This window comes from Mycoplana dimorpha, assembly GCF_003046475.1.
In the GTDB taxonomy this organism is placed as follows: domain Bacteria; phylum Pseudomonadota; class Alphaproteobacteria; order Rhizobiales; family Rhizobiaceae; genus Mycoplana; species Mycoplana dimorpha.
Genome location: NZ_PZZZ01000005.1, coordinates 127,113 through 152,287 on the forward strand (window position 1 = coordinate 127,113; position 25,175 = coordinate 152,287).

Annotated in this window: 22 protein-coding genes; 4 read left to right on the plus strand and 18 right to left on the minus strand. The window is 66.4% G+C overall.

Annotated elements, in window-relative coordinates; translation table 11 throughout:
• Nucleotides 1–126: 126 nt before the first annotated feature.
• From C7449_RS13520 to C7449_RS13570, 11 genes are all read right to left on the minus strand, one after another.
• Nucleotides 127–903 (minus strand): 3-ketoacyl-ACP reductase, encoded by a 777-nt coding sequence (locus C7449_RS13520; protein WP_108003337.1) that lies wholly within the window; start codon nt 901–903, stop codon nt 127–129.
• Nucleotides 900–2,408, minus strand: coding sequence for a GMC oxidoreductase (locus C7449_RS13525; RefSeq protein ID WP_108003338.1), 1,509 nt, complete (start codon nt 2,406–2,408; stop codon nt 900–902). The genes C7449_RS13520 and C7449_RS13525 overlap by 4 nt, the downstream gene beginning before the upstream one ends.
• A 9-nt stretch (nt 2,409–2,417) precedes the next feature.
• The gene (locus C7449_RS13530) at nt 2,418–3,533 is read right to left on the minus strand and encodes an ABC transporter ATP-binding protein (protein ID WP_108003647.1); all 1,116 of its coding nucleotides are present in this window, start codon (nt 3,531–3,533) and stop codon (nt 2,418–2,420) included.
• Nucleotides 3,534–3,538: 5 nt separating this feature from the next.
• Nucleotides 3,539–4,420: a carbohydrate ABC transporter permease gene (locus C7449_RS13535; protein ID WP_108003339.1), complete on the minus strand. Its 882-nt coding sequence runs from the start codon at nt 4,418–4,420 to the stop codon at nt 3,539–3,541.
• Nucleotides 4,417–5,298: a carbohydrate ABC transporter permease gene (locus C7449_RS13540; RefSeq protein ID WP_108003340.1), complete on the minus strand. Its 882-nt coding sequence runs from the start codon at nt 5,296–5,298 to the stop codon at nt 4,417–4,419. The genes C7449_RS13535 and C7449_RS13540 overlap by 4 nt, the downstream gene beginning before the upstream one ends.
• Nucleotides 5,299–5,471: 173 nt before the next feature.
• Nucleotides 5,472–6,686, minus strand: coding sequence for an ABC transporter substrate-binding protein (locus tag C7449_RS13545; protein ID WP_245414394.1), 1,215 nt, complete (start codon nt 6,684–6,686; stop codon nt 5,472–5,474).
• A 192-nt stretch (nt 6,687–6,878) separates the two neighbouring features.
• A complete protein-coding gene (locus tag C7449_RS13550; protein WP_108003648.1) occupies nt 6,879–8,387 on the minus strand; it encodes an aldehyde dehydrogenase family protein in 1,509 nt (502 codons plus the stop codon).
• The gene (locus C7449_RS13555) at nt 8,387–9,166 is read right to left on the minus strand and encodes an enoyl-CoA hydratase/isomerase family protein (RefSeq protein ID WP_108003342.1); all 780 of its coding nucleotides are present in this window, start codon (nt 9,164–9,166) and stop codon (nt 8,387–8,389) included. The genes C7449_RS13550 and C7449_RS13555 overlap by 1 nt, the downstream gene beginning before the upstream one ends.
• Nucleotides 9,159–10,772: an acyl CoA:acetate/3-ketoacid CoA transferase gene (locus tag C7449_RS13560; RefSeq protein WP_108003343.1), complete on the minus strand. Its 1,614-nt coding sequence runs from the start codon at nt 10,770–10,772 to the stop codon at nt 9,159–9,161. The genes C7449_RS13555 and C7449_RS13560 overlap by 8 nt, the downstream gene beginning before the upstream one ends.
• 8 nt (nt 10,773–10,780) lie before the next feature.
• The gene (locus C7449_RS13565; protein ID WP_108003344.1) at nt 10,781–11,782 is read right to left on the minus strand and encodes a Gfo/Idh/MocA family protein; all 1,002 of its coding nucleotides are present in this window, start codon (nt 11,780–11,782) and stop codon (nt 10,781–10,783) included.
• Nucleotides 11,779–12,825: a LacI family DNA-binding transcriptional regulator gene (locus C7449_RS13570; protein ID WP_108003345.1), complete on the minus strand. Its 1,047-nt coding sequence runs from the start codon at nt 12,823–12,825 to the stop codon at nt 11,779–11,781. The genes C7449_RS13565 and C7449_RS13570 overlap by 4 nt, the downstream gene beginning before the upstream one ends.
• Before the next feature lie 495 nt (nt 12,826–13,320).
• Between C7449_RS13570 and C7449_RS13575 the strand changes: the two genes are divergently transcribed.
• From C7449_RS13575 to C7449_RS13585, 3 genes are all read left to right on the plus strand, one after another.
• Complete coding sequence (locus tag C7449_RS13575) at nt 13,321–14,487, plus strand: dihydrodipicolinate synthase family protein (protein WP_108003346.1); 1,167 nt, start codon at nt 13,321–13,323, stop codon at nt 14,485–14,487.
• A 160-nt stretch (nt 14,488–14,647) separates the two neighbouring features.
• Entirely contained in the window at nt 14,648–15,343 is a 696-nt protein-coding gene (ung, locus tag C7449_RS13580; RefSeq protein ID WP_108003347.1) for a uracil-DNA glycosylase, read from the plus strand.
• Nucleotides 15,344–15,439: 96 nt separating this feature from the next.
• On the plus strand, nt 15,440–16,408 hold the full coding sequence (locus C7449_RS13585) for a squalene cyclase (protein ID WP_108003348.1): 969 nt from the start codon (nt 15,440–15,442) through the stop codon (nt 16,406–16,408).
• Nucleotides 16,409–16,438: 30 nt separating this feature from the next.
• On the opposite strand, the gene C7449_RS13590 is transcribed toward C7449_RS13585, so the two are convergent.
• The 6 genes from C7449_RS13590 to C7449_RS13615 all read right to left on the minus strand — a co-directional run bounded on the left by C7449_RS13590 (nt 16,439) and on the right by C7449_RS13615 (nt 22,253).
• Nucleotides 16,439–17,395, minus strand: coding sequence for a nucleoside hydrolase (locus C7449_RS13590; RefSeq protein ID WP_108003349.1), 957 nt, complete (start codon nt 17,393–17,395; stop codon nt 16,439–16,441).
• A gap of 28 nt (nt 17,396–17,423) precedes the next feature.
• Nucleotides 17,424–18,662 (minus strand): NAD(P)/FAD-dependent oxidoreductase, encoded by a 1,239-nt coding sequence (locus tag C7449_RS13595; RefSeq protein WP_108003350.1) that lies wholly within the window; start codon nt 18,660–18,662, stop codon nt 17,424–17,426.
• A gap of 153 nt (nt 18,663–18,815) precedes the next feature.
• Complete coding sequence (locus C7449_RS13600) at nt 18,816–19,679, minus strand: metal ABC transporter permease (protein ID WP_108003351.1); 864 nt, start codon at nt 19,677–19,679, stop codon at nt 18,816–18,818.
• Nucleotides 19,676–20,503 (minus strand): metal ABC transporter permease, encoded by an 828-nt coding sequence (locus C7449_RS13605; RefSeq protein WP_108003649.1) that lies wholly within the window; start codon nt 20,501–20,503, stop codon nt 19,676–19,678. The genes C7449_RS13600 and C7449_RS13605 overlap by 4 nt, the downstream gene beginning before the upstream one ends.
• A gap of 32 nt (nt 20,504–20,535) precedes the next feature.
• The gene (locus tag C7449_RS13610; RefSeq protein ID WP_374828201.1) at nt 20,536–21,420 is read right to left on the minus strand and encodes a manganese/iron ABC transporter ATP-binding protein; all 885 of its coding nucleotides are present in this window, start codon (nt 21,418–21,420) and stop codon (nt 20,536–20,538) included.
• Nucleotides 21,420–22,253, minus strand: coding sequence for a metal ABC transporter substrate-binding protein (locus C7449_RS13615; RefSeq protein ID WP_374828192.1), 834 nt, complete (start codon nt 22,251–22,253; stop codon nt 21,420–21,422). The genes C7449_RS13610 and C7449_RS13615 overlap by 1 nt, the downstream gene beginning before the upstream one ends.
• Before the next feature lie 297 nt (nt 22,254–22,550).
• Between C7449_RS13615 and C7449_RS13620 the strand changes: the two genes are divergently transcribed.
• Nucleotides 22,551–23,249, plus strand: a complete 699-nt coding sequence (locus tag C7449_RS13620; RefSeq protein ID WP_245414387.1) for a hypothetical protein — start codon at nt 22,551–22,553, stop codon at nt 23,247–23,249.
• A 329-nt stretch (nt 23,250–23,578) separates the two neighbouring features.
• Here C7449_RS13620 and lysS read toward each other — a convergent pair whose 3' ends face one another.
• Entirely contained in the window at nt 23,579–25,075 is a 1,497-nt protein-coding gene (lysS, locus tag C7449_RS13625; protein ID WP_108003353.1) for a lysine--tRNA ligase, read from the minus strand.
• Nucleotides 25,076–25,175: the final 100 nt, after the last annotated feature.

The window sequence follows — 25,175 nt, forward strand, 5'->3', positions numbered from 1 at the left end:
CGGTGCGGCACCACCCAGACCTCCCGATTGTGGGAAGGTCGAGCGGAGCGACGGGAGGGGTTCGTTTGCGGTGACTGTGCTCCCCTCCCCAATCCCTTCCCACCAGGGGAGGGGCTTCATGCAGCCTCACAGCCGCCCGATCGACAGTCCTCCGTCCAGGTCGATCACCGAGCCGGTGGCGAAGGCGAAGCGGCCGGAGGCGAGGGCTGAGACGGCAGCGCCGATGTCGTCCGGCTCGCCCCAGCGCTTCATCGGCACCAGACCGCCGTCGATCAGCGCGTCGTATTTCGCCGAGACGCCCGCGGTCATGTCCGAGCGGATGATGCCGGGGCGAATCTCGAACACTGATATTCCGGTCTCGGCCAGCCGCAGCGCCAGGCCCTTGCTGAACGCCGCGAGCCCCGCCTTGGTCATGCAGTAGTCGAGCCGTTCCGGGGAGCTCAGGGTTACCGAGACGGAGGTGATGTTGACGATCGCGCGCGGCCCGGCAGTGGGCGCGGCCAGCATGGCGCGCACCACGGCCTGGGTGAAGAACACGGTGCCGCGCAGGTTGGTGGCGACGATCGTGTCGAAGTTTTCCGGCTCAAGATCAAGGAAGTCGCCGCGCACCACCGAGGCGATGCCGGCATTGTTGACGAGGCAATCGATGCGGCCGAAGGCGTCGAGAACCGCCTCGACCGTTGCGGCATGACCCGACACTTCGGCAAGGTCTGCCTTGAAATAGGCCGCCTTGGCGCCGGTTTGGGCCAGGTCGGCGAGCATCCGGTCGGTGCTGGCGTCCGTTTCGCCGATGCCGGTGATGGCGATGTCGAAGCCGTCGGCGGCAAGGGCGCGCGCGATGCCGAGGCCGATGCCGCGGCGGCCGCCGGTGACGATGGCGAGCGGTCGAGACGGGCCGGTCATGCGGCAAACTCCCTTGTCCGGATGTGGTCTGCAACGCGCAGCGCCTGGGCGGCCACGGTCAGCGCCGGGTTGACGGCGGCCGAGGTCGGCAGGAACGCGGCGTCGACGACGAAGAGGTTCGGGTGATCGTACGAGCGGCAATAGACGTCGAGTGGCGCCGTCGCCGGGTCGTTGCCAATGCGGATGGTGCCGCACTGGTGCGAAGGCGTGCGCTTGTCGAAGGCGCGCGACAGCACGATCGGGAAGCCGGCCTTCCTCAGCACGGCCTTCAGCTTCGCCACCAGTTCCAGATGGGCGTCCCAGTTGGTGCGGGTCCATTTCAGCACGATCCGGTCGCCGTCGACGGTGATGCGGCTTTCCGGATGCGGCAGGTCCTCGCTCATCGCGTAGAAGTCGATCGCGTGTTGAGAGACGCGATCGAGCAGCCATTCGGGCACCTGAGGCATGTTCGCCTTGAGGATTTTTCCCGAGATGCGTCCGAGCAGCTGGACGTTGCCGAGCGGCGGCCCGCCGGCGCCGTCCGAGAGGTAGAAATCGTTGAAACCGAAAGTCTTCTGGTAGACCGAATCGTTGCGATAGCGCGGCGAGATGGCGATCACCGCGCTGGAATTGTGGTTCATGAAGTTGCGGCCGACCTGGTCGGAGGAATTGGCGAGCCCGCGCGGGAAGGCCTCGCTCGCCGAGCGCAGCAGCAGGGCGGCGGACTGAACGGCGCCGGCGGCAAGGATGACAAGCTTCGGCGAGACGCTGTGTTCTTCGCCGTCTCGCATGTAGCGCACCGTCGTGATCGCCCGGCCGTGCGGGGCGGTGTAGAGGCGCGTGACGCGGCTGCCGGTCTGGAGCCTGACGTTCGGATGCTTCAGCGCCTCGACAAGGGCGGCGGTCTCGGCGTCCATCTTGCCGTCGTCGCTGTTGGGATGGGCGTCCCACGGCGTCTTCGCCTTCTTCAGCCAGCGCTCGATGTCGACGCCGAGCGGCAGGGCATAGGGGTGCATGCCGGCGGATTTCAGCCGCTTGCGCACCGTCGCGATCGCCGGCTCGTCGGGCACGGGCGGGAAGGGGTAGGGGGCGGAATGCGCAGGTTCGGTCGGGTCTTCGCCAAGCGTGCCGCGCACCTGGTAGAGCCGCTCGGCCTGCGTGTACCACGGCTCCAGTTCCTCGTAAGGAAAAGGCCAGGCCGGCGAGAGGCCGTCGCGGTGGCGCATCTCCAGAAAATCCTCGCGGCGGTAGCGCACCAGCACCGCCCCATAGAATTTCGAGTTGCCGCCGACATTGTAGTAGTTGCCGGGGTTGAAACCCTCGCCGCCGGCCTCGTACCAGGTCTCCTTCGGGCGGAAGTGGCCGCGCTGGAAGATCGCGCGCTGGTCGCGGTTTTCCGGCCGGTCCTCGATCCGCTCGCCGGCCTCGAGGATGAGGATGCCGGCTCCGGTCGGGGCCAGGCCGGCGGCGATCGTGGCGCCGCCGATGCCGGAGCCGATGATGACGATGTCGGGCTGCGTGGTCATGCTGTCGTCTCAGGCAATGCGGCGCTGGCTGTCGGGGTCGAAGAACACGGCCTTGTCGAGATTGAAGGCGAGCCGGGCCTTCTGCCCGGCGGCGATGCGCGCATCGGCGCGCAGGCGCGCGACGATCTCCTTGCCGCCGAGGTGTGTCACGGCGAAGGTGTCGGCGCCGGCGGGCTCGACCACCTCGATCAGGCAATCGCCCTGCGCGATCGTGCGGGCGTTGTGGTCGGCGCCTTCGGGATCGGTGAGCGCCTCGGGGCGGATGCCGAAGATCACCTCCCTGCCGCGATAGGCGCCGAGCCCCTGCGGCGCGTTGTCGACGACGAGCCTGAGCGGCTCGGCTTCGGGGCGGGCGAGCGAGACGGCAAGCGCGCCGCCGTCGCCCTCGATCCTCGCCTTCAAAAGGTTCATCGCCGGCGAGCCCATGAAATCGGCGACGAACATGTTGGCCGGGTTGTTGTAGATCTCCGACGGCGTGCCGAACTGCTGCAGCACGCCATCCTTCAGCACGGCGATCTTCGTTGCCAGCGTCATCGCCTCGATCTGGTCATGGGTGACGTAGACGATCGTCGTCTTCATGCGCTGGTGCAGACGCTTGATCTCGGTGCGCATGTCGACGCGCAGCTTGGCGTCGAGGTTCGACAGCGGCTCGTCGAACAGGAACAGCTTCGGATCGCGCACCAATGCCCGGCCCATGGCGACGCGCTGGCGCTGGCCGCCGGAAAGCTGGCCCGGCTTGCGGTCGAGCAGGTGGCCGATCTGCAGCATGTCGGCGACCTGCTTGATCGCCTTGTCGCGCTCGACCTTCGGCACGCCGCGGATTTCCATGCCGAAGGCGATGTTGCCGGCGACCGTCATGTTCGGGTAGAGCGCGTAGGACTGGAACACCATGGCAATGTCGCGCTTGGAGGGGTGCAAGCCCGCCACCGAGCGGCCGTCGATGGCGATGTCGCCGGAGGTGATCGGCTCGAGCCCGGCGATGGTGTTGAGCAGCGTGGACTTGCCGCAGCCGGACGGGCCGACCAGCACCAGGAACCCGCCCTGCTCGATCTCGAGATTGATGTCCTTCAGGATTTCCAGCGAGCCGAACGACTTGCGAAGGTTGGCGATCTTCAGAAACGACATTGCGGTCATCCTTTCACGGCGCCGGACATCAGGCCGCGGACGAAGTAGCGGCCGGAGACGATGTAGACGATGAGGGTGGGGAGGGCTGCGAGGATCGCGCCCGCGAAGTGGACGTTGTATTCCTTCACGCCGGTCGACGACGAGACGAGGTTGTTGAGCGCCACCGTCATCGGCGTCGAGTAGGGGCCGGAGAAGGAGGCGCCGAACAGGAAGTCGTTCCAGATGTTGGTGAACTGCCAGATAACCGAGACGACGATGATCGGCCCGGAGGACGGCAGCAGGATGCGGCGGAAGATCTGGAAGAAGCTTGCGCCGTCGATCTGGGCGGCGCGCACCAGTTCGGTCGGAAACGCCTCGTAGTAGTTGCGGAAATAGAGCGTCGTGAAGCCGATGCCGTAGACGACGTGCACCAGGATCAGCCCCCAGATCGTGCCGGCCAGGCCGAACAGGCCGAGGATGCGGGCCATCGGGATCAGCACGATCTGGAACGGGATGAAGCAGGACAGAAGCAGCATGCCGAAGAAGATATTGGAGCCGCGGAACTGCCACTTCGTCAGCACGTAGCCGTTCAGCGCCCCGACAATGGTGGAGATCGCCACCGCGGGGACCACCATCAGGATCGAGTTGATGAAGAACGGGCGCAGGCCGGTCGGCTGCACGCCGATCTGCGCGGTCGACCAGGCCGACAGCCAGGGTTCGATCGTCCAGGTCTGCGGCAGGTTCAGCATGCCGCCCTGGCGGATTTCCTCGAGCGGCTTCAGCGAGTTGACCACCATCACGTAAAGCGGCAGCAGGTAGTAGAAGGCAAAGACCAGCAGCGCAGCATAGAGCAACGCGCGCGTCAGGCGGCCATGGCTGATGACGTTGTCGGAGCTTGCAGCACTCATCGGCCTTTGCCTCCCCGGATTTCGGCATAGAGATAGGGAACGATGATCGAAAAGATCATGATCAGCATGATGATCGCCGACGAGGCGCCGATCCCCATCTGGTTGCGGGTGAAGGTGTAGGAATACATGAAGGTCGCCGGCAGTTCGGTCGCCTGTCCCGGGCCGCCGCCGGTCAGGGCGATGATCAGGTCGTAGGCCTTGATCGCCAGGTGCGCGAGCACGACAAAGGCGGACAGGAAGACCGGGCGCATCAGCGGGATGATGATGCGGCGATAGACGGTCATCGTCGTGGCGCCGTCGATCTGGGCGGCCTTGATGATCTCGTTGTCGACGCCACGGAGCCCCGCCAGGAACATCGCCATGACGAAGCCGGAGGATTGCCAGACGGCGGCGATGACGACGCAGTAGATCGCGTAGTTGCGGTCCTTGATCCAGTTGAAGGAAAAACTCTCCCAGCCCCAGAGATGCATGGTGTTCTCGAGGCCAATGCCGGGATCGAGGAACCATTTCCAGGCGGTGCCGGTGACGATGAAGGAGAGCGCCATCGGGTAGAGATAGATCGGCCGCAGCACGCCTTCGATGCGGATGCGCTGGTCGAGCAGGATCGCCAGACCCAGGCCGAGCACGCTGCAGATGACGATGTAGAGCGAGGCGAAGATCGCGAGGTTGGAGATCGCCCGCCACCAGTGCGGCAACGACCAGAGCCGGACGTAGTTCTGCAGGCCCACGAAATTGTAGGACGGCAGCATCTTGCTGTCGGTCAGCGACAGGAGGCCCGTATAGGCGATGAAGCCGTAGACGAACACCAGGACTATGAGGAAGCTGGGGGCGAGCACGAGCTTCGGCAGAAGCTCCTGCAGCCGGGCGCGGCTATCCATGGTCGTTACCACCGTGTTTGTGCGGTTTGCGGTTCAGAGGCGGACGCCCCTCACCCTGACCCTCTCCCCGCAAGCGGGGAAAGGGGACCGGGCAGTGCGGCCGGATCTCCTGCTCCCCGGTTGAGGGGAGAGGCGCCGGCAGGCGGATGAGGGGCTGGCCCCTCAATCCCCGCTTACTTCGCGCCTTCGACGGCTGCGACCAGTTCCTTCGTGGCTTCCTCGGAGGAGAGCTCGCCGTTGAACTGGCGCGTCACGACGTCGTAGATCGCGTTCTTGACGGCGGCCGGGTTGGCGTGGCCATGCGCCATCGAGCCGTAGAGCGTGCCGTTGGCGTTGGCTTCGGCGAGGTCCTTGATGCCCTTCTTGCCGCAATCGTCGAAGGCGGTGTCCGGCACGTCGGTGCGGGCCGGGACCGAGCCCTTGACGACGTTGAACGCCGACTGGAAGGCCGGGCTCTCGATCGCGGACGCCATCTCGAGCTGGGCGGGGACCTTGTCCTCGGAGACCTTGAACATCGCGAACTGGTCGGAGTTGAAGGTGACCGAGCCTTGCGTGCCGGGGAAGCGCATGCAGACGAAGTCGGTACCCGGCTTCTTGCCGGCCTTCAGGAACTCGCCCTTCGCCCAGTCGCCCATGAACTGCAGGCCGGCCTTGTCCTCGATGACCATGGCCGAGGCCAGGTTCCAGTCGCGGCCGGAGAAGTTGTCGTCGACGTAGGAGCGCAGCTTCGTCATGCGGTCGAAGGCTTCCTTCATCTGGTCACCGCCGAGCGCTTCGGAATCGAGATCGATGAAGGCCTTCTTGTAGAAGTCGTTGCCGAGCGAGAGCACGACGGCGTCGAAGATCGTCGCATCCTGCCAGGGCTGGCCGCCATGGGCGATCGGGGTGATGCCCTGGGCCTTGAAGTTGTCGAGCAGCGCGACGAGCTCGTCCCAGTTCTGCGGCTCCTTGCCGCCGGCCTTGTCGAGAGCGGCCTTGTTGATCCACACCCAGTTGGTGGAGTGGACGTTGACGGGGGCGGCGATCCAGTGGCCGTCATACTTGGAGAACTGCTGCAGCGCGCCGGGGATGACCTTGTCCCAGCCCTCCTTGGCGGCGACCTCGTCGAGGTTGCCGAGCGCGCCTTCCTTGGCCCAGTCGAGGATGTCGAAGCCGAGCATCTGCACGGCGGTCGGTGCGTTGCCGGCGGTAACGCGGGCGCGCAGCACGGTCATGGCCTCGGTGCCGCCGCCGCCTGCGACCGGCATGTCGGTCCAGCTGATGCCCTTGGACTCGAGGTCCTTCTTGAGCACGTCGAGCGCCGCAGCCTCGCCGCCGGACGTCCACCAGTGCAGCACTTCGACGTTCTCCGCAGCGCGCGCCGAAACGCCGCCGCCGAGCGTCATCATCACCGCGGCAATCGCGGTCGTCGTTACAAACTTGCGCATCGTTTTCCTCCCGTTTGCAAGTTGCTCCCGCGGGGCTTCTTGCTCCCGCGGTCTCCAGCCTCCGCCGCCCTGGGCAGCGTCGGGTTGATTTAGATGGGAGCGCTGTCGTTACGTCAAGCGGCTCCCACCGGTATTCTAAATCGATTGAAGCTCTTACCTCGGCATCCACCAGTTGGTGCGGGCGCCGATGTGCATGTTGAGCGTCTTGGTCTCGGTGTAGTCCTCCACCGCATGCCGTCCGAGCTCGCGTCCGAGGCCCGACTGCTTGTAGCCGCCGAAGGGCAGTTCGGAGGCGCCGTCCATGAAGGTGTTCATCCAGATGGTGCCGGCGCGCACCCGACGGCCGATCGTCAGGCAGGTGTCGAAATCGCGGCTCCAGACGCCGGCCGAAAGGCCGTAGTCGATGGAATTGGCGATGCGGATCGCTTCCTCGGTCGTCTCGAAGGTCAGGACGGAGAGAACCGGGCCGAACACTTCCTCGCGCGCCACGGCCATGTCCGGCTTGACGCCGGAGAGGATCGTCGGCGCCATGAACTGGCCGAGGCCGAGATCAAGGGCTTCGCCGCCAAGCGCAATGCCAGCGCCGGATTCCCGGGCGCCGGATACGTAGCCGGCGATCTTTTCCAGGTGCTGCGGGGTGATTATCGCGCCGACCTGCGTCGTCGGGTCGAGCGGGTCGCCGACCTTCACCTTCTTCGACAGCTCGGCGATGCGGGCGGTCACCTCGTCGGCGATGTCGCGGTGCAGGATCAGCCGCGAGCCGGCGTTGCAGCATTCGCCGGCGTTGAAGTAGGCGCCGAACACGGCGGCGTCGACGAATTCGTCGAGGTTGGCGTCGGGGAAGACGATCTGCGGATTCTTGCCGCCGAGCTCCAGCGAGACCTTCTTCAGCGTCTGCGCGGCGTTCGCCATCGTCAGGCGGCCGACGCCGGTCGAGCCGGTGAAGGAGACCATGTCGACGCCCGGATGCGTCGCCATCATGCTGCCGACCTCGGGGCCGGTGCCGGTGACGATGTTGACGACGCCCGCGGGTACGCCGGCCTCAAGGAGGATCTCGCCGAGCACCAGCGTCGAGCCGGAGGTCAGTTCCGACGGCTTGACGACGGTCGTGCAGCCGGCGGCGAGCGCAAAGGGCAGCTTCTGGCTGACGATCAGGAAGGGGAAGTTCCACGGCGTGATGATCGAGACGACGCCGATCGCCTCGCGCAGCACGACGCCGAGCGTGCCCTGGCCAAGCGTGTTGTAGCTTTCGCCGTGCAGGTCGCGGGCAAGGGCCGCGGCATAGCGCCAGATGTCGACGGCGCCGCCGAGTTCGGCCTTGGCCTGGCTGATCGGTTTGCCGGATTCGATGGCGTCGAGATAGGCGAGTTCATCGGCGCGCGCGGCGATCAGGTCGGCGGCCTTGAGCAGGAGGTTGGAGCGTTCCGCGCCGGTCATGTTCGGCCAGCGACCGTCGTCGAAGGCGCGGCGGGCGGCGGCGATGGCGCGTTCGGCATCGCGCCTGGTGCCGGCCTGGTAGCGGCTGACGGTGACGCCGTGGCCGGGGGCGACGCGCTCCAGCGTGCTGCCGCCTTCGCTCTCGACCCAGCTGCCATCGACCAGCATGCGGAAGTCGCGCGTCTTGTAGTCCGTAAGTGCCCTGGGCTGCACCGTGACCGTCATCACCATTCTCCCTTGAATTCGGCGGGGCGTTTTCCGGTGAAGGCGGCGACGCCTTCCTTCAGGTCCCCGGTCTTGGCGACGAGGATGGAGCCGAGGGCTTCCACCGCGCTGCCGTTGTCCTCGCCGTTGGCGACGGCGATCATCAGTTTCGAGATTTCGGTCGCGGCCGGACCGCGCGCGGCGATGCGGGCGGCGTAGTCCTGCGCCGCCTGAACCGACGTGCCGGTCTCCACGATCTGGTCGACGACGCCGAGGCTCGCTGCCTCCGCGGCCGTCAGCACCTCGCCGCCGAGCAGCATGCGGCGCACGGCCTGCGCGCCAAAACGTTTCACCAGCCGCTGCGTGCCGGACCAGCCGGGCACCATGCCCAGCCCCGCTTCCGGCAGGCCGATCTTTACCTGGCTTTCGGCGATGCGGATGTCGGCGGCGGCGGCAAGCTCCAGCCCGCCGCCGAGTGCATGGCCGTTGATCGCGGCGACCAGCGGCATGCGGAGCGTCGCCAGCCGTTCGAAGACGCGGTGGCCGAAGCGGACCCAGGCGTGGCCGAACTCGTTCGGCTCCATGCCGGCCCAGGCGCGGATATCGCCGCCGGCGGAGAAGGCCTTGCCCTCGCCGGTGAGGATGGCGACGCGGACGGCGGTATTCGCCTCGATCGCGTCGCAGGCGGCGGCCAGTTCCTTCAGCATGTCGATGTCGAAGGCGTTCAGCTTTTCCGGCCGCGCCACGGTCAGCGTGGCGATCGGGCCGTCGATCGTGATGCGGATGCGCTCGTCAGCCACGTTCGCCTCCTGCAATCCGTCGCGTGGCCCTGGCCGGCAGTTGCAGCCCCAGCGGCGCCTCGTGGAACAGGGCGGCATCCATCGTCTTCAGTTCGTCGGAAACGATCAGCGGGAATTCCGACTGGTCGAGGATATGGGTCTGGAGGTCGACGCCGGGGGCGATCTCGGTCAGCACGATGCCCCTGGGCGTCAGCTTCATCACGCAGCGCTCGGTGACATAGGTGATGTCCTGGCCCTGCTCGATGGCGCGGCGGCCGGAGAAGGTGACGTGCTCGACCTCGTTCACCAGCTTCTTCAGCTTGCCCTCCTTCTCGATAACGAGCTTGCTGTCCGCGATGCCGAGCTTGGCACCCGCATTGAACATGCCGGAGAAGACGATCTTTTTCGCCCTCGCCGTGATGTCGACGAAGCCGCCGGCGCCGGCCGTCACATGCGGGCGGAACGACAGCTTGGAGACGTTGACGGAACCGTCGCGGCCGATCTCGAGGAAGGAGAGCAGCGAGGCGTCGAAGCCGGCGCCCTGGAAATAGGTGAACTGGTAGGGCGACGGCATGAAGGCGTCGGCATTCGAGGCGCAGCCGAAGGCGAAATCCAAGAGCGGCACGCCGCCGACGGCACCCTGTTCGATCACCCAGGTGACGGCGCCATGCAGGCCTTCTTCGAGCAGGATGCGCGGCACGTTGGCCGAAATGCCGAAGCCGAGATTGACGCAGCTTCCGGCCTCGAGTTCCTGCGCGACGCGGCGTGCGATGACCTTCTGGATATTGAACTCAGGGACGCGGAACGTATCGAGCGGACGGATGATCTCGCCGGAGATCGCCGGGTCGTAGAGGGTCTGGGTCGTCTGCTTCTGGTCGGGGTCGACAATCACGTAGTCGACCAGCATGCCCGGCACGCGCACGTCGTGGGGGCGCAGCGAGCCGGCCTTGGTGATGCGCTTGACCTGGGCGATGACGATGCCGCCGTTGTTGCGGGCGGCGAGCGCCTGGTCGAGGCCGCCGAGATAGGCGCCCTCGTGCTCATAGGTGAGGTTGCCGCGCTCGTCGGCGGTGGTGGCGCGGATGATCGCCACCTGCGGCCGGATCGCCGGGAAGTAGAGCCACTCCTCGCCCTCGAACTCGATCTTCTTGACGACCGGCTCGGCGGCGGCCTTGTCGTTCATCGCGCAGCCTTGCCGGGCCGGATCGACAAAGGTGTCGAGGCCGACCTTGGTGAGGACGCCGGGGCGCTTGGCGGCCGCCTCGCGATGCATGTCGAACAGGATGCCGGAGGGGATGTTGTAGGCCGGGATCTCGTTGCCGGTGATCATCTGCCAGATCAGCGGCGGCTCGGCGGAGGAGGGGCCGGACGGATAGGAGCCGCCGATGATCTTTGCCAGCAACCCCTTCCGGGCAATGTAATCGACGCCCTTGATGCCGCTCATGTCGCCGGCAGCGATCGGGTGCAGGGTGGTGATGTTCTTCGGGTGTCCCGTCGTCTCGAAGCGCTCGCCGATCGCCTTCAGCATCAGGTCCGGGCAGCCGAGGCCGGACGACGACGAGACCGAGACGATGGCGCCGTCGGGGATCAGGTTGGCCGCTTCGGCCGCGGAAATGTGCTTCCTCATCATATTGCTCAAAGTCCGGGTTCGATTTTGACGGTCCTGCCAGTCTGCGCCGCCTCGACGACGGCAAGGCCGGTCGCCAGCGACCAGATCCCGTCCTCGCCGGTGGCGGACGGCCTGCCCTTGCCGGCGATGGCCGCATGGAAGGCAGAAAGCGCCGTCTCGTAGAGATTGCGATGGTCGAGCGGCAGGTCGTGCTCGCCTTCGGCATCGCGCAGCGTCACGGTGCCGACCGCGCGCTGGGTCATGACGTTGCGGCCGATCAGCGAACCCTCGGTGCCGTGCACCTCGAGGCCGGTCTCGGCAAATCTGGTGGTGAAGCCGTCATGGAACTGGGCGATGACGCCGGACTTGAAGCGCAGCACGCCCATCACCGCGTCCTCCAGCCCCGCCTTGCCCATGCCGCCCATCTGCGAGAAGGCGATCGCCTCGACCGGGTCGTCGCCGAGGATGAAGCGCAGCGTGTCGGTGTCGTGCACGGTGATGTCGAGGATGACGCCGCCGCCGGCGTCCGGCCGCTCCAGACGCCAGCCCTGCAGGTGCGGCGGCAGGTAGACGGCGTGGAAGACGCGAGCCGAGAGCGGCTTGCCGATGCGGCCCGCCGCGATCGCATCACGCATGGCGCGGTGGGTCGCGGCGTTGCGCAGGTGGTGGTTCGTCGCCATGACGACGCCGGCGTCTTCTGCCGCCTTGACCATCGCCCGCGCATCGCTCAGCGAGGTGGCCAGCGGCTTTTCGCACAGGATGTGCTTGCCGGCACGGGCGGCGGCGATCGCCTGGTCGCGGTGCATTTCGTTGGTCGTGGAGATGTAGACGGCGTCGACCTGCGGATCGCCGACGAGATCGGCGGTAGTCGTGACGGATTTGCCGATGCCGTGGTCGGCGGCGTATTTCTGGCCGCGCTCGGCACTCGTGCTCATGACCGAGACGATCTCGCCGCCGGTGGCGCGGATCGCATCGATCACCCATTCATGCGCGATCGTGCTCGCACCGATCAGTCCCCATCGCGTCATGCCGTATTCCTCCGTCCCATGTCCTTCATCGCCGCGCCGCAGCTCTGGCGCACCGCCAGCCGCACCGAGGTCACCATCGCCTCGGCCTCCACCCGGCCGGAATTGATCTGCTTCAGCAGCATCTGCGCCGCCCGCCGGCCCATGCCCTGCGGATCGACGGAGACCGTCGTCAGCGCCGGCACCGCGGCCTGCGCCTCGATCACGCCGTCGAAGCCGACCACGCCGAAATCACGGCCGGGCTCGACGCCGCGGGCGCGCAGGCCGTCGCAGACGCCGAAGGCGACCGCATCGTTGAAGCACAGCGCCGCGGTCGGCGGCTCGGCAAGCAGCATGGCGCGCTCGACGGCCGCGACGCCGCCGGCGCGCGAGGGGGCCGAATTGACGATCAGCGCGTCGTCGGCTGCGATGCCCGCCTGCACGAGCGCATCCCGGTAACCGTGGACGCGTTCGAGAGCGACGGTGGTGTCGGAGAAGCCGCCGAGAAAGGCGATGCGGCGGTGGCCGAGCGACAGAAGGTGCTCCGTCGCCTCGCGCGCACCGGCATAGTTGTCGGACAGCAGCGATGATACCTTGGCACCGGCGATGTTGCGCACGACGATGACGACCGGAATGCCAGCCGCCGTCAGCGGCTTGAAGTCGGCGGCCTCGGTGCCGCGGGCCGGCGAGATGATCAGCCCGGAGATGCCGTGCTCGTGCATCGAGGCGATCACCTCGCGCTGGCGGTCGAGGCTCTCGCCGGTGTTGGCCAGGAACTGCACGAAGCCAGCCGACTGCATGACCATGTCCATGCCGACGGCAAGTTCGGCGAAGAAGGAGTTGGTGAGGTCGTTGACGACGATGCCGACGATCTTCGATGACGCCGTCTGGCGCAGGTTGGCGGCACCGCGGTTATAGACATAGCCGAGCTCGCGGATGGCGGCGTTGACCTTGGCGCGGGTCTGCTCGTTGACGAGCGGGCTTGCCTGCAGGACGAGCGAGACGGTCGACTTCGACACGCCGGCGGCGCGCGCAATGTCGATGACGGTTACCCGGCTCCTGGTCACGAGTTCCTCCTCGCGGCGCTCTCCAGCCGCTTTCTACAGGAAGATTTATTGGATCGTTCCAAACGAGTCAAGCGGCGCTGATGGGGAATCTGATGGGGGAATGCTTTGGCCCACTATGGGCGCCGATCGTCAACATCGTGGTAGCGCCGAGATTGCGGCGGATTTGTCGGCCATGGCTTCTTGGCGACCACCGCCTGCGCGGCTGCGCCTTCTTTTGTGACCCGTGCTGCTCTCACTCTCTATCCTTGCGCGTTTGCAAGGCCTTATGGTGTGGCCTTCCAAAGGGCAGAGATAGCCGGGAGCGTGGGGCAGAAGAGGCGGGAGGCTTCGGCGGCAGGCCGCAGCGGTGAGCGGATGAGGGCTTCGGATGGCCGTAGCCGCCCGGGGTGGCTGTGGCGGATGGTCCTGGCCGCTGGCGATCGTCGTCTGAAAACCAGGCTTGAAATTTGGAACGATCTAAATTACTGACGATCAAAATCAGTGGAGGAGGGTCTCATGCCGACAGTCATGCTTCCGAAGGCGGATGGTACGCTCGAACATTATGCGCTTACCGGCGCGCCGGTCGCGCGACCCGCAAGCCCGCCGGCCTTCAACCGCATCGCCTATGCGGCCGCCCATGTGGTGTCTGATCCGTGGCGGGAGACGCGCCCGTGGGACGAGCCGGCGATCGACTGGGACGCGACGATGGCGTTCCGCCATCACCTCTGGTCGCTCGGCTTCCGCATCGCCGAGGCGATGGACACGGCCCAGCGCGGCATGGGGCTGAACTGGGCCGGCGCGCAGGAGCTGATCCGCCGCTCGCTTGCCGAGGCGCGCACGGTGCCGGGCGCCGATCTCGCCTGCGGGGCGGGCACCGACCATCTTTCGCCGGCCGATGCGCGCTCGCTCGACGACGTGATCGCCGCCTATGAGGAGCAGGTCGACTTCGTCGAAAAGCACGGCGGCCGGGCGATCATGATGGCGAGCCGGGCGCTGGCGCGGGTGGCGACCTCGCCGGACGACTATCGCAAGGTCTATGGCCGCATCCTCGGCCAGGCGAAGGACAAGGTCGTGCTGCACTGGCTCGGCGACATGTTCGATGCGCAGCTTGCGGGCTACTGGGGATCGGGCGATTTCGAGAGGGCGCTGGAAACGGTGCTGTCGATCATCGAGGAAAACCGGGGCAAGGTCGAGGGCATCAAGATCTCGCTGCTCGACAACGCCAAGGAGGTGGCGCTGCGGGAGCGGCTGCCGGAGGGCGTGCTCTGCTTCACCGGCGACGATTTCAATTATGCCGAACTGATCGAGGGCGACGGGCGAAAATACAGCCACGCGCTGCTCGGCATCTTCGACGCGGTGGCGCCGCAGGCCTCAAAGGCGCTTGCCGCGCTAGCCTCCGGCGACGTTTCGACCTTCCGCACCGTGATCGCGCCGACGGTGCCGCTGTCGCGAAAGATCTTCGAGGCGCCGACGCAGTATTACAAGGCCGGCGTCGTGTTCCTTGCCTGGCTGAACGGCCACCAGTCTCACTTCACCATGCCGGCCGGCCTGCAGTCGGCGCGCGGCCTGCTGCACTACGCCGACATCTTCCGCCTCGCTGACCGCGCCAACGTGCTGGACAAGCCGGAGCTTGCAGCAACGCGGATGAAGAGCTTTCTGGCGGTGCAGGGGATCGGCGACTGACGGCGCAGGTTGTCGCGCCCCGCAGCGGCAATCACTGCAGGGTCGGGAGGCCCCAATCCGGCACCCGCCTGTGCACAGCGGCGGAAACCGGTGCTGGCCGCTTCCCGGCGTCGCGCCCATGCGCTATCCAGACGGAAAAGTATCAGGCAAGGAGCGCGGCATGACGGCCTCGGACGTCCGCATCGGGGATAGCTGGAAGCAGCCGTTGTCGGCAGAGTTCGACAGTCCCTACATGGCGGCGTTGAGGTCCTTCCTGCTGCGCGAGAAGGAGCAGGGCAAGCGCATATTTCCGCGCGGGGCTGAGTATTTTCGCGCGCTCGACCTGACGCCGCTCGACGGGGTCAAGGTGGTCATCCTCGGGCAGGATCCCTATCACGGCGAGGGGCAGGCGCATGGGCTGTGCTTCAGCGTGCGGCCCGGCGTGCGCATCCCGCCGTCGCTCGTCAACATCTACAAGGAGATCGAGAGCGATCTCGGCATTCCGCCGGCCCGCCACGGCTTCCTCGAGCACTGGGCGCGCCAGGGCGTGCTGCTGCTCAACAGCGTGCTGACGGTCGAGATGGGCCGCGCCGCGTCCCACCAGGGGCAGGGCTGGGAACGCTTCACCGATGCGGTGATCCGCACCGTGAACGAGAGCGACCAGCCGGTCGTCTTCATGCTCTGGGGTGCCTATGCACAGCGGAAGGCGGCCTTCGTCGACCAGAACAGGCATCTGGTGCTGCGGGCGCCCCACCCGTCGCCCTTGTCCGCGCATGCTGGTTTCCTCGGGTGCCGGCACTTCTCCAAGGCGAATGCCTTCCTCGAAAGCAAAGGGCGGCAGGCGATCGACTGGCGGCTGCCGGAACGGCCGGAATAGTTTTCGCGGCAACCTTGCCGTCCTGTACGTCGGACACCTGCAGAAGGGGATTGAGGGAAATTGGCGGCAATAGGCGTCAACTGTTAGACTTGGCGCATGACTGCTCCTGTCCCGGTGATCGAATGGCTGCTCGCATCCGATCCGGCGATCCGCTGGCAGGTGATGCGCGATCTTCTCGATGCTCCCCAAGCGGTCTGGAAGGCCGAGCGGGCCAGGGTCGAGACCCAAGGCTGGGGCGCACGGCTTCTCTCCCATCAGGACGAGGACGGGCGATGGGCAGGGGGCACCTTCCTCCCGTCGGGGTTCACGGCGCGCGATTGGGAGGAACAGGGGCAGCCCTGGACGGCCACGTTCTTTTCGCTCTCCCAGCTTCGCGAATTCGGCCTCGATCCTCAGAGTGAGAGTGCTCGGCGAACCGTCGCGCTGGTTGGCGCCAACTGCCGCTGGGACGAGGGCGGGCAGCCGTACTGGGAAGGCGAGGTCGAGGAATGCGTCAACGGCCGCACGGTTGCCGATGGCGCCTATTTCTGCGTCGACGTCTCGCCCATCGTCGAGCGGCTGCTGGGCGAGCGACAGGCGGATGGCGGGTGGAACTGCGAGCGGTGCAACGGCTCGATCCGTTCGTCCTACCACACGACGATCAACGTCCTGGAGGGGCTGCTGGAATACGAGCGCGCCACCGGCGGCACGCCGCAAACCCGCGAGGCGCGCCGGGCCGGCGAAGAATATCTCCTCGAGCGCCATCTCTTCCGCCGCCTCAGCACCGGCGAGCCGGCGGACGCGCGGTTCCTGGCGTTCCTGCATCCGAACCGTTGGCGCTACGACGTCCTTCGCGCGCTCGACTACTTTCGGTACGCATCGATCTTGACCGGCACCGATCCTGATCCCCGGCTCGGCGAGGCGATCGAACACGTCCGTTCCAGGCGAGCGCCGGACGGCGCGTGGCCGCTCGACTGGACGGCGAAAGGACGCACCTGGTTCGACCTCGACGACGGTCCCGGCCAGCCGTCGCGATGGGTGACGCTGCGGGCGATGCGGGTGCTCAAATGGTGGGATGGGTGGTAGCGGCGGACACTCGTTCGCCGCTAGCCGATCTCAGGCGGGAGACCGCGACAGCGTCTCGGCGATCAGCTTCAGCACGGCGTCGGCGTTGATGCCGGTGCAGGCGTGCTGGCTCGGCAAGTCGTCCCAGTTGCCCGGCGGGAAGGCGCGGCCGTCCGGCTTCTGGATCGTCTGGCCGTCGGCGATGCCACCCGCGACGACGCGGATCGCGCCGCTGCGGGTGGTGAACAGCTCCGGGGCGACGAGGTAGGCGCAGGCGCAGCTGTCGTGCACGACCATGGCGTCCTCGACATGGCGGCCGTAGAAATCGATGTAGAGCTGCGAGATGTCGGAGAGCAGCTTCGCCCGCGCCCCGCCCGCTTCGACGATCTCGTCGAGCAGCGTTCGGGTCATCACCGTCTGCATCGTCACGTCGAGGCCGACAACGACCACCTTCCAGGGCGCCGTCATCACCACGTCGGCCGCTTCCGGATCGCCGTGAATGTTGGCTTCCGCAGCCGGCGTGATGTTGCCGGGCACGTCGAAGGCGCCGCCCATGATGATCACCTGCTTGACCAGGCCAGCGATCTCCGGCGCCTCCTTCAGCGCGAAGGCCAGGTTGGACATGCGGCCGACGGCGACCAGCGTCACCTCGCCGGGGTTAGCCCGCACGGTGTCGATGATGAAGCGGTGGGCGGGCCGAGGATCGAGCGGCAGGTCGATCTTCTCCGGCACGTCGATGTTGCCGAGCCCGTCATGGCCGTGGATCATCACCGGCCAGTCGGTCGGGTTGCGCATCGGATTGAAGGCCTTGCCGTCGCCCTTGGCGACGGGCGCGGCAATGTTCCATTCGCGCTTGAGGAACAGCGCATTGCGCGTCGTCGTCTCGACCGAGGCGTTGCCGAACACCGTGGTGATGCCGATCAGGTCGACGTCCGGGTGCTGGTGCAGGAACAGGAGCGCCATGGCATCGTCGATGCCGGGATCGGTGTCGAATATGACCTTGTGCATGGGCAGGCTTTCCGGTTCCAGGTGCCGCCTACTGGAAGCGGCGGATCGAGAAGGCGTCGAGTTCGGGGTCGCCCTTGCCTCCGAAGAGATCGGCGACGTGGCGGCCGGTCGTGGCCGAAAGCGTCAGCCCGAGATGGCCGTGGCCGAAGGCGAATGCGATGCGCGGATCGCCAGGATGCAGGCCGATGACGGGGAGGGAATCCGGCGTCGAGGGGCGGCGGCCCATCCATTCGGTGCCGCCGTGCTCGGGAAGGTCGGGCACGTAGCGGCGCATCTTCTTGCGCATCGCGGCGGCGCGGGCATAGTTCGCGGCGGCATCGGGACGAGCCAGCTCGACGGCGCCGCCGACGCGCAGCATGTTTTCGAATGGGGTGGCGACGAAGCCGTGCTCGCCGAAGTACACCGGCATTTCCAAGGTCACCGAGGGGTTGACGAAGGTGGTGTTGTAGCCGCGCTCGGTCTCGAGCTGGACATGCAGGCCGAGGCGCTCGACGAGGGTCTTGGACCAGATGCCGGCAGCGATCACGACCTTGTCGAAGAGATGGGTGTTCTGCGCCTCGGTGCGCACCGAGATGCCCTCGGCGGTCCAGGCGACCGACGAGACGGCCGCGTCGATGAAGGTGGCCCGTTCGCGGATCGACGCCTGCAGCCGTCGCAGGAAGGTAAGGGGGTACTCGAAGGTCTGGTAGCCCTCGTTGAAGAAGGCGCCGGCAAACGTGCCCTGCAGGGCCGGGACGCGGCGCCGTGCCTCGTCCGCGTCGAGCTTCTCGACCTCATAGCCGCCGAGGAGACGGGCGTTCTCCAGTTCGCCGGCGAAGGCCCGGTCGCGGGCCGCCAGCGTGTCGAAGATCTTCAGGGCGCCGGTCTTGCGGATGTGGCCGCTGATGCCGGCCAGCTTCGCCATTGCCGCGTGGTCGGCGGCAGCGGTGTTCATCAGGAAGGTCAGTGCCAGGCGTGCCCGCGCCACCTCGGCCGGCCGGGACGCCAGCACCAGGCGCGTCAGCCACGGCAGCAGCGAGGGCAGGTCCTTCCAGCGGATGGTGAGCGGGCCCAGCGGATCGAGCAGCCAGCGCGGTGCGGCGAGCAGCATGCCGGGGCGAGCGATCGGATCGATACCGGGAATGGCCAGAAGGCCGGCATTGCCGACAGACGCCGGCAGGCCGCCTGCGTCGCGCTCGACGATCGTTACCTGGTGGCCGCGGTCGAGGAGGTGAAGCGCTGTGGCGCAGCCGATGATGCCGCCGCCAACGATGCCGATATGTGCCATGATTTCCCTGCTTTAGTCCGCCGCACCGAACCCCTTGAAGCGGCTCGTCCCTGATCGCGGCGGACGATAGACGGAAAAGAATAGCCTGTCGACCGCGACCGGCCCGACCGTGCACAACCGAGCGGCGCACCGCCGGATCCGTTCTGCTGGTCGTCAGGGCCGGGCGGCCGGCTCCGAAGCCTCCGGCGCCGCCGGGTGATCGCGCAGCGTTTGCCACAGGAAGGCGCAGACGAAGAGACAGGTCAACAGCACGACGATGGTCGGGGCCGGGGCGCTGTCGAGGAAGAAGCTGAGATAGATGCCGCAGAGGGAGGCGCCGACCGCAATGGCGACGGCGGTGGCGAGCATCGTGCCGAAGCGCCGCGTCAGGAGCGCGGCGATGGCGCCCGGTGCCACCAGCATCGCCACCGACAGGATGATACCGACCGCCTTCAGCGCACCGACGACAACGAGCGAGAGCACCGCCAGCAGCCCGTAGTGCAGCAGCTTGACGGGCAGGCCGATCGCGGCGGCGTGCTGCCGGTCGAAGGCCTGCACCAGCAGGTCCTTGCGGAAGAACAGGATGAAGGCGCCGCAGGCGAGCGCGATCAGCCCGGTCTCGATCAGGTCGGACGGAACGATGCCGAGCATGTCGCCGAACAGGATATGGTCGAGGTGCACGTCGGATTCGATCGCTACATAGAGCACGACACCGAGCCCGAACATGCCGGAAAAGACGATGCCAAGCACCGTATCCTCCTTCACCCGGCTATGGTTGCGCAGGAAGCCGGCGGCCAGCGCACAGAACAGGCCGGCGACGAACGCACCCAACGCGAGCGGCAGGCCGACGACATAGGCGAGAACGACGCCCGGCAGCACGGCATGCGAGACGGCGTCGCCCATCAGCGACCAGCCCTTCAGCACGAGGTAGCAGGACAGAAGCGCCATCGGCACGGCGATCATCAGCGTCACGGCGAAGGCATACTGCATGAAACCGAGGCGGAAGGGCATCAGGGCCAGCTCGAGAAAATCGCTCATGCCGGTGCCCTCTGCTGCAGCGCCAGGCGTCCCCGGCGGCGGGCCGCCAGAAGGCCGTGCTTCGGGGCGAAAACGAAGGCGATTAGAAACAGCAGCGTCTGCAGGACGACGATGATGCCGCCGGTGGCGCCGTCGAGGAAGTAGGAGGCGTAGGCGCCGATAAGGCTGGTGCCGGCGCCGAGCAGGGCGGCGATCACGATCAGCCGCTGGAAGCGGTCGGTCAGAAGGTAGGCGGTGGCGCCGGGGGTGACGACCATGGCGACGACGAGGAATGCGCCGACTGTCTGCATGGCAGCGACGGTGGAGGCGGCGAGCAGCGTGAAGAACAGGAGTTTCAAGGCCAGCGGCTTCAGCCCGATCGAACGGGCGTGGTTCTCGTCGAAGAAGGTGACCATCAGGTCCTTCCACTTCAGAAGCAGGATCACGAGCGTGACGCCGCCGATAATGGCGAGCTGCAGCGTGTCGGACGGCGTGATCGCCAGGATATTGCCGAGCACGATCGTCTGGATGTTCACAGACGTCGGCGACAGCGAGACCATGAACAGGCCGACCCCGAAGAAGGAGGTGAAGATCATGCCGATGATGGCGTCCTCCTTCAGCTTCGTGCGGTGATTCAGGAAGAGCATCGCGCCGGCGGCGAGGCCGCCGGAGAGGAACGCGCCGAGCGAGAAAGGCAGGCCGAGCATGTAGGCGCCGGCAACGCCGGGCACGATCGAGTGGGAGAGCGCGTCGCCGATCAGCGACCAGCCTTTCAGCATCAGGTAGGCCGACAGGAAACCGCAGATGCAGCCGACCAGCGCGCTGACCCACATGGCGTTGACCATGTAGCCGTAGCCGAAGGGTTCGAGGAGCACGTTCACCGTTCGGCCTCCTCGGTCCGGGCCTTGGGGTCCTTCCTGTCGCCGTAGATGACGAAGGGGCGCTCGTCGTCGCTGATGACCTTGACCTGGCGCGGATCGGCGTCCTCGTGCAGGTCGTGGCCGGAGAGGATGAAGTGGCGCAGCACGCCGCCGAAGGCGCGTTCCAGATTGGCCTCGGTGAAGGTCTCGGCGGTCGGGCCGGAGGCCAGCACCGTACCCTTGACGAAGACGGTGCGGTCGCAGAAATCCGGCACGCTGCCGAGGTTGTGGGTGGAGACGAGCATGACCCGCCCCTCGTCGCGGAGCGTGCCGAGCAGATGGACGATCTGCTCCTCGGTGGTGACGTCGACGCCGGTGAAGGGCTCGTCGAGCAGGATCACCTGGCCCTCCTGGGCAAGGGCGCGGGCGAGGAAGACGCGCTTGCGCTGGCCGCCGGAAAGCTCGCCGATCTGGCGCTTGCGGTAATCGCTCATGTTGACGCGAGCGAGTGCGGCGGCAACCATCTCATGGTCGTGCTTGGTCGGAATGCGCAGCCAGTTCATATGGCCGTAGCGGCCCATCATCACCACGTCTTCGACGAGGACGGGAAAGGTCCAGTCGACCTCCTCGGCCTGCGGCACATAGGCGACGAGATTCTTGCGCAGCGCCTCGCGCACCGGCATGCCGAGGATCGTCACCTTGCCGCCGGCGAGCGGCACGAAGCCCATGATCGCCTTGAAGAGGGTGGACTTGCCGCTGCCGTTGACCCCGACAAGGGCGGTGATCGTGCCCCGCGGCACCGAGAAGCTGGCATGCTTCAGCGCGGTGACGCCGGTGCGGTAGGTGACGGTGACGTCCTCCGCGACGATGCCGTCGGCTTGTTTCCTGCGGTTGCCCATCATCATTGCGAGAGGCCTTTCACGATCGTCTCCGAAGTGACGCGCAGGAGGTCGAGATAGGTCGGGACGGGGCCGTCGGCCTCGCTGAGGCTGTCGACATAGAGAACGCCGCCATAGGCCGCCCCGGTCTCCGCCGCCACCTGCCGGGCCGGCTTGTCGGAGACGGTGCTTTCGGAGAAGACGACATGGATGTTGTGCTCGCGCACCGCGTCGATCACCGCCTTGACCTGCTTGGGCGTGCCCTGCTGATCGGCGTTGATCGGCCAGAGGAACAGTTCCTTCAGGCCGAAATCGCGGGCGAGATAGCTGAACGCGCCCTCGCTGGTGACGAGCCAGCGCTTGTCCTCGGGAAGCTTGCCGAGCTCAGCCTTGATGTCGACGGAGAGCGCCTTGATCTTCTCGCCATAGGCCTTCGCATTGGCCTCGTAGACGACGGTGTTGCCGGGATCGATCGAGGTGAGCGCCTTCCTGATGTTCTCGACATAGATCAGCGCATTGTCCGGCGACATCCAGGCATGCGGGTTCGGCTTGCCCTCGTACGGGCCCTCGACGATGCTCATCGGCGTGATGCGATCGCTGACAACGACGCTCGGCACGTCGTTGAGATTGGTCAGGAACTTTTCGAACCAGCGCTCCAGGTTGAGGCCGTTCCACAGCACCAGCGAGGCGTCCTGCGCCTTGAGGATGTCGCGCGGCGTCGGCTGGTAGTTGTGGATCTCGGCGCCGGGCTTGGTGATCGATTCCACCACCGCAGCGTCGCCGGCGACGTTCTGGGCAATGTCGGCGATGACGGTGAAGGTGGTGACGACCTTCGGCCTTTCCTGCGCGGCGGTCATTGTGACCCCGCCGAATGAAACAACCATGGCGAGGAGGGCGGGCTTGAAAAGGCGATTAAACATAAGAGATCCCAGAGTGCTTTTGCAAATTAGTTGCAAGAAAATATACGCGGCGAAATGGGCCTGTCAATGCAATTGCAAATCATTCGCAAGAATCGGACTGCCGGCGGCGCCACCGCAACCAGCGACAAGGCCCCCCGGTCTTGATAATCCGCCTTTAAGCTTTCGGAAACGACGGCGGACTAGGATGCGAAGGCCCTTGCGTTTCGAGGGCTCACACACCCGAAATACAGAGTAGTGCGTTCGGTGAAGTTCATCCCCTCGAAGTTGCGCCTGCCGAAAAAGGTGCTGATCCTTGTTGTCGGCGTCGGCGTCCTGACAGGAGCGTCCGGAGCCGTTGCGGCCTTTGTCGGGCGTGACGCGATCCTCGGGCCGCGCCGCGAAACCGTTTCCGGCGTCGCCTGCACGTCGGTGCTGACCACGCGGCAGGAGCAGGACGGCCAGCAGTGGATCCGCCATTACATCCGGGCGAAGGCCGCGGACGGCGAGGTGCGGGTCAAGACCGCGCTGCGGGTGGCGGGCGCGCTTTCCAACCGGACGGAGGCCGACCTCTATCACGTCGTGCTGCTCGACGAGGCGGGCCCGGCGCAACGGGCCGAGATGCGCGGCCGGGCGATCGGCGCCGAAGTCCTGTTCTCGCGCAACCCAGGCAGTATCCCGGGCATGTCGGCGCCATTCGCGGCAAGCTATGTCGAAGGGGCGGCTGCGGAGAACGGCGAATTCTACGGCGAGCGGCGGACGCTGGAGGTTGACGAGATCAAGGCGATCGTCACGGCGATGCCCGAGCGGACCGACTGCCTCGACCCGGCCCCCACAGGCGACGAAGGCGGGCATGGTGCGACGGCGGCTAGCGATCACGCCGCCCCGGCTCCTGTTGAACAGCACGCTTCGTCGGAAGCCGGCGCCGAGCAACACGTCGCGGCGGCCGGCCATTAAGGCAGGTCGCGTGAAAGGGTTCACGCGACCTGCAATTTTCGTTCTGATGCGATTGTCCTGAAACCGCTACCCCCTTCGGGGAGACTTGCGGCAAGTACCGCGGTTGGCTGGACGACAACTTCAAACCGATCCGTCATGCCGGGCTTGATCCGGCATCCAGCGCCGCGCTCAAGTCTCTGAGCGCAAGGGGCGCATTTGCGCCGCGATGCGGCGGTGCCCCGGACTAGGTCTGGAGCGCGGAGGTCGCTTCCACGATGATTATGCGTTTGCAGCCACCGGAGCAGCCCCGCACGTCCGGCGCGGGGCTCCGCTGGTATCGGCCGTGATGGTCAGTCGTTCTTGGCGCGGCGGGCCGGGAACAGGATGACGTCGCGGATCGACGGCGCGTTGGTCAAGAGCATGATCAGGCGGTCGACGCCGATGCCGAGGCCACCGGCCGGCGGCATGCCCTGGTCGATCGCGTCGAGGAACTCCTCGTCGAGCTGCTTGGCCTTCTCGCCGCGCGCATGCGCCTGCTCGAGCTGCTCGACCATGCGGGCGCGCTGCTCTTCCGGATCGTTCAACTCAGAGAAGGCGTTGCCGAGTTCCCAGGTGTTGCAATAGGTCTCGAAACGTTCGACGAGGCGCGGCTCGCCCGGCACTTCCTTGGCGAACGGCGAGATGTCCTTCGGGAAATGGGTGACGTGCGCGGGCTGGATCAGCGTCGGCTCGACCTTCTCCTCGAAGATGAAGGCCAGGCACTCGCCCCAGGTCCAGTCCTTCTCGACCTCGAAGCCGGCCGCCTTGGCGGCGGCGCGGGCCTCTTCGTCCGACTTGATGGCGAGGAAATCGATACCGGTGACCTCCTTGACGGCGTCGGGCATCGGCACGCGGCGGAACGGGCCCTTGAAGGAGATTTCCTTGTCACCGTAGGTGAATTCGGTCGAGCCATGCACCTTGATCGCAAGCTCGGCGAACAGCCGCTCGACGAGGTCCATCACGTCCTCGTAGTCGGCATAGGCCCAGTAGCACTCCATCATCGTGAATTCGGGGTTGTGCCGGGTCGACACGCCCTCATTGCGGAAGTTGCGGTTGATCTCGAACACCTTGTCGGTCAGACCCGAAACCAGCGTGCGCTTCAGGTACAATTCCGGCGCGATGCGCAGGAACATGTCGAGCTTCAACGTATTGTGGTGCGTCTTGAACGGCTCGGCGGTGGCGCCGCCATAGACGGAGTGCAGCATCGGCGTCTCGACTTCCATGAAGCCGTCGTTCTCCATGAAGCGGCGGATGCCGGAGACGATCTTCGAGCGCTGCTGGAAGCGCAGCTTCGATTCCTCGTTGGTCATGATGTCGAGGTGGCGCTTGCGGTAGCGGATCTCGACGTCGGAGACGCCGTGCCACTTCTCCGGCATCGGCAGCAGCGACTTCGTCAGCATGGTGATCTGCTGGGCGTTGATGGTCAGCTCGCCGCGCTTGGTGCGGCGGACGACGCCGGTGACGCCGATGATGTCGCCGAGGTCGATCATCGGCAGCAGCGCACGCGCCTCTTCGCCGGTGACGTCCTTGTGCGAGAAGATCTGGATCTTGCCGGAGGCGTCATGGAGATCCATGAACATGCCGGAATTGCGCGAGGAGTAGACGCGGCCGGCAACGGTGACGACGTCGCCGCTCTCGGTGTCCGGCTCCAGATCGGCGTATTTCTCCGCCAGTTCCGCATTGGTGATCGTGCGGTGGAAATGGGCCGGATAGACGTCGCCGATCTGCTCGCGCAGAAGGTCGAGCTTCTGGCGGCGCACTTCGGTGGCGTCGGAGGAGAGGGCGGTTTCGGTCTTGGTGTCGGTCATTGTCTATCTGGCCTTTTCGGGCTTTTGATCTGGGTCGCCGGAGCGGCGGGCTCTGCAATCCCTCCCCCTTGTGGGGAGGGTGGCCCGAAGGGCCGGGAGG